The organism is Mesorhizobium sp. M4A.F.Ca.ET.020.02.1.1, assembly GCF_004022645.1.
Lineage (GTDB): Bacteria > Pseudomonadota > Alphaproteobacteria > Rhizobiales > Rhizobiaceae > Mesorhizobium.
The window spans coordinates 1-4417 of the sequence record NZ_RZOI01000524.1; the positions used below are offsets into that span (position 1 = coordinate 1).

Sequence of the window (4417 nt, forward strand, 5' to 3'; positions counted from 1 at the left end):
CCTGTGCGGTGGCGCGTTCGGCTCGCCGCAAATGCTGCTGCTTTCCGGCATCGGTCCGGCGGCGGAGCTGGCAGTGCACGGCATTCCGCTCGTCCATGAACTGCCCGGTGTCGGCAAGAACCTGCAGGACCATCTCGATTTCATCCTGGCCTGGAAGTCGCGCGAGACCGAGCTGATGGGCATCGGCCTCCGCGGCCTGCCCGGACTGCTCAGCCATATGCTGCGCTGGCGCAGGGACGGCACGGGCATGATCGCCACGCCCTACGCGGAGGCCGGCGCCTTCCTCAAATCCGATCCGGCGCTCGAACGGCCCGACCTGCAACTGCATTTCTGCATCGCCATCGTCGACGATCACGGCCGCAAGCTGCATATGGGCTATGGCTTCTCCTGCCATGTCTGCGTGCTGAGGCCCTATTCGCGCGGCGAGGTTGGGCTGTCCAGTCCAGACTCGCTGGCGCCGCCGCGCATCGACCCGCGCTTCCTCGAGGACGAGCGCGACGCCGAGCTTCTGCTCCGGGGTGTGCGGATGATGCGCGGCATTCTGGAGTCGCCGGCGCTGGCCAGGTATCGCCAGAAGGAAATCTATACCGCTGGCGCTGCCAGCGACGCCGAGCTGATGGCGCATATCAGGGCCCGCGCCGACACGATCTATCACCCGGCCGGCACCTGCAAGATGGGCATCGACGAGATGGCCGTCGTCGATCCGCAGTTAAAGGTGCGCGGGTTGCAAGGGCTGCGCGTCGTCGACGCCTCGGTGATGCCGACACTCGTCGGCGGCAACACCAATGCGCCGACGATCATGATCGCCGAGAAGGCGGCGGATATGATCCGGGCGGCTGCCTGACGCCGTCTTGGTCAGACCAGCCTCTCCGGTTTTGCTCCGGAAGCCTTGCCTTTGTTGCTCACCGGGCGCCACAGAATCAATCTGGTAGGACCAATCGTGCGATTTGCGCTTCCCCTCCGCCCTGCTTGCCCTTACGATAGGGCTATATTTCGCGCCTCGAAATAAATAGCCAGCTAAGGGAGGAACCGGCATGGCAGGCAAAAGGATTCTGATGCTCGTTGGCGAGTTCAGCGAGGAGTATGAGATTTTCGTCTTCGAACAGGCCATGCATGCGGTTGGCCATACGGTGCATGTCGTGTGCCCCGACAAGAAGGCCGGCGACATCTTGAAGACCTCGCTGCACGATTTCGAAGGCCACCAGACCTACACCGAAAAGCTCGGCCACCACTACATCCTCAACAAGACCTTCGCCGAGGTGAACCCGGCCGACTACGACGCCGTCTATGCGGCCGGCGGGCGCGGGCCGGAATACATCCGCATCGACAAGCGCGTGCAGGCGCTAGTCAGGCATTTCCACGAGACCGGCAAGCCGATTTTCACCATCTGCCACGGCGTGCAGATCCTGATCGCCGTCGACGGTGTGGTGCGCGGCCGCGAGGTCGCGGCGCTGCAATACTGCGAGCCGGAAGTGACGCTCGCCGGCGGCATCTACATCGATGTCGCGCCGACCGGCGCCCATGTCGATGGCAATCTGGTATCGGCCAAGGGCTGGCCTGGCCTTGCAGCGTTCATGCGCGAATGCCTGAAGGTGCTCGGCACCGAGATCCGCGACGGCAAGGCGCTGATGCGCGACGAACGCAAGGCGGCTTGAAATATCGGGAAAAGCGCCGCTCGCAGCGGTTCCAGTCCCATGGAACCGCTGATCCTCTAAGCCTCTGATTTCTTGTGCAATTCCAGGCGGAAACCGGGCTGCGCAGCCTTGCTGGAATTGCTTCAGGCGCGGCGGCGCGTCCGGTCTTGCGGATGCGCAGCTACTGGCGGCGTTCGCCGTTGGCCGCCCTGGTTTCGATGTCATCGAGCTGGTCGAGCAGGTCGCGGAAATGCTCGGGCGTGTTCGTTTCCAGGCGGAATGACGGCAGCGTGCGCAGGAAGCGCTTCGTCGCTTCGCTGCCAAGCTGTCGTCTGATATCGGCGGCGAGTTCCGCGCGCCTTTCGCTTTTGTTGCCGCTCATCGTCCCAAATCCTGTGTCGGCTTCGAAACTCCCTCAACCCGGCAATGGTTCCCTCGCCGCCGCTTTCTCGCAAGCGAAGCCGGCGATCAAGGTAAAATTTGATTTAATATCGAACGGTCCCCTGGAGACGCAGCGAAACTGCGTTGGCTCGCTTGCCCCTTGATTTTTGGCCTTCAAACCTCGATATCGGGCGCAAATCCAAACCATTCGGAATGACGGGAAACGGCGATGAGCGACCAGGCAAAAGACGAACGCGCGCCCGAGGATATGGAGCCTACCGAGGCCACCGGCGAACGTGCGGAAGGCAGCGTCGACGGCGACTACGAGGCGCTGGTGCGGCTGCTGAAGGAAAACGAGGAATTGAAGGACCGAGCGCTTCGCGTCGCGGCAGAGATGGAGAACCTGCGCCGTCGCACCGTGCGCGACGTGCATGACGCGCGCGCCTATGCGGTGGCCAATTTCGCGCGCGACATGCTGTCGGTGTCGGACAATCTGCGCCGCGCGCTGGACGCCATTCCGGCCGAAGCCAAGGCGTCGGGCGATGCCGGCTTCAAGGCCCTGATCGAGGGCGTCGACCTTACCGAGCGCGCCATGCTTGCGGCGCTGGAGCGGCATGGGGTGAAGAAGCTCGCGCCGGAAGGCGAGAAGTTCGACCCGAACTTCCACCAGGCGATGTTCGAGGTGCCCAATCCCGATGTTCCCTCAGGCACCGTCGTCCAGGTCGTCCAGCCCGGCTATTCGATCGGCGACCGCGTGCTGAGGCCAGCCATGGTCGGCGTCGCCAAGGGCGGCCCGAAGGCCGCTGTCGCCGAGGCGCCGGTCGAGCCGGGGCCGGTGAACGAGCAGGCCGAGAAGGATGCCTGATAGTGAGTAGCGAATAGGGAGCAGTGAGTAGGGGGACAGATACTAATCTGCGGCTTCGTGCTATTGCCCTACTCCCTATTCGCTATTCACTACTCGCTCAGCCCATGAACCTCATCGAGCTTCTCGACTATGCCGGCGTCGCCGTCTTCGCGGCGACAGGCGCGCTTGCCGCTTCGCGCAAGCAACTCGACATCATCGGCTTTCTGTTCCTGGCCTGCGTCACCGGTATCGGCGGCGGCACGTTGCGCGACGTCATCCTCAACCTGCCGGTGTTCTGGGTCGCCAACCGCGACTATGTGCTGATCTGCGTGGTGGTCGCGGTGCTAGTCTTCTTCAGCGCCCACCTGGTCGAATCCCGCTACAAATTGCTGCTCTGGCTCGACGCCATCGGCCTCGCCGCCTTCTCGGTGATGGGCGCCGCCAAGGGCCTCGCCATCACTGGCTCACCGGTCGTCGCCACCATCATGGGCGTGCTGACCGCCACCTTCGGCGGCATCCTGCGCGATCTTCTGGCGGGGGAGCCGTCGGTGCTTCTGCGGCCCGAGATCTACGTCACGGCGGCTCTTGCGGGTGCGGCCCTTTTCACCGTCGGTGACCTTGCCGGCCTGCCGCCGTTGGCGGCGGGTCTGCTGGGTTTCGCCGCGGCATTCATTGTGCGCGGCGGCGCGCTCAAATTCGGCTGGGCCTTTGCGTCTTACAAAAGCAGGCCCGGACGGCGGCCGGAGGATATTCCATGAGAGAGAGCGAATAGCGAATAGGGAGTAGCGAATAGGGGCTGACGCAGCTCCCGCTGGTCAGTATTCGCTGTTCGCTGAGTTATGCCGCGAAGCGCTGGGCTTCCCCGCCATAATAGTTGACGTAGCGCGCACCGATCTCCTTGACCGGCATGACGACAAAGACGTCGACGGTCGAGAATTCATGATCGATGACGCAGCCGTCGCCGATGCGGGCGCCGACGCGCAGGTAACCCTTGACCAGCGGCGGCATCGCCGCGATCGCGGCCTTGGCGTTGACCGCCTCGATCGGCATCAGGTCCATGGGGCAGTAACGGCCCGCGACCGCCTTGACGTCCCAAGCCGAATTGGTGCGGCAGTGATGGGCGAGATAGGTCAAGGCCTCGGCATGCGCTGCCGGCACGATGCCGTGGAAGGAGGCGCAGCCGGTCATCACGCCGATGCCGTAGTGGTTGATGTAGGCCCAGATGCCTTGCCACAGCGCCTCGATGGTGCGCTTGGAACGGTATTCCGGCAGGACACAGGAGCGGCCGAGCTCGAGGAAACGCTGACCGGGATGACGGGCGATCAGCTTGGTCAGCTCGAACTCGCCCTCGGAATAGAAACCGCCAGCCGTCGCCGCGATTTCCTGCCGCAGCAGCCGGTAGGTGCCGACGATGCGGCGGTGCTCAGGGCCGGGGAGCGAGGTGTCGAACACCAAAAGGTGATCGCAGAGCGGGTCGAAACGGTCGGCGTCGCGACGGTTCTGCGCCTGGAACAGGTCCTTCCTGGCACCGAGCTCGTCATAGAATACCCGGTAGCGC

At 63.9% G+C, this 4417-nt stretch carries 6 protein-coding genes; 4 read left to right on the plus strand and 2 right to left on the minus strand.

Annotated features, from left to right (window positions below):
- Both EN742_RS25750 and EN742_RS25755 read left to right on the plus strand, forming a co-directional pair.
- The coding region (locus tag EN742_RS25750) for a GMC oxidoreductase (protein ID WP_189375591.1) at positions 1-844 on the plus strand (844 nt) is incomplete at its 5' end.
- 190 nt (positions 845-1034) lie between these two features.
- Positions 1035-1655: a DJ-1/PfpI family protein gene (locus tag EN742_RS25755; protein WP_128333427.1), complete on the plus strand. Its 621-nt coding sequence runs from the start codon at positions 1035-1037 to the stop codon at positions 1653-1655.
- A 160-nt stretch (positions 1656-1815) separates the two neighbouring features.
- On the opposite strand, the gene EN742_RS25760 is transcribed toward EN742_RS25755, so the two are convergent.
- Entirely contained in the window at positions 1816-2016 is a 201-nt protein-coding gene (locus tag EN742_RS25760) for a hypothetical protein (protein WP_126058282.1), read from the minus strand.
- Positions 2017-2244: 228 nt separating this feature from the next.
- Between EN742_RS25760 and grpE the strand changes: the two genes are divergently transcribed.
- Together grpE and EN742_RS25770 are read left to right on the plus strand one after the other, a co-directional pair.
- Positions 2245-2880, plus strand: a complete 636-nt coding sequence (gene grpE, locus EN742_RS25765) for a nucleotide exchange factor GrpE (RefSeq protein WP_126058283.1) — start codon at positions 2245-2247, stop codon at positions 2878-2880.
- 104 nt (positions 2881-2984) lie between these two features.
- Complete coding sequence (locus EN742_RS25770; RefSeq protein ID WP_126058284.1) at positions 2985-3617, plus strand: trimeric intracellular cation channel family protein; 633 nt, start codon at positions 2985-2987, stop codon at positions 3615-3617.
- Between the two features lie 79 nt (positions 3618-3696).
- Here EN742_RS25770 and EN742_RS25775 read toward each other — a convergent pair.
- The coding region (locus tag EN742_RS25775) for a GNAT family N-acetyltransferase (RefSeq protein WP_128333428.1) at positions 3697-4417 on the minus strand (721 nt) is incomplete at its 5' end.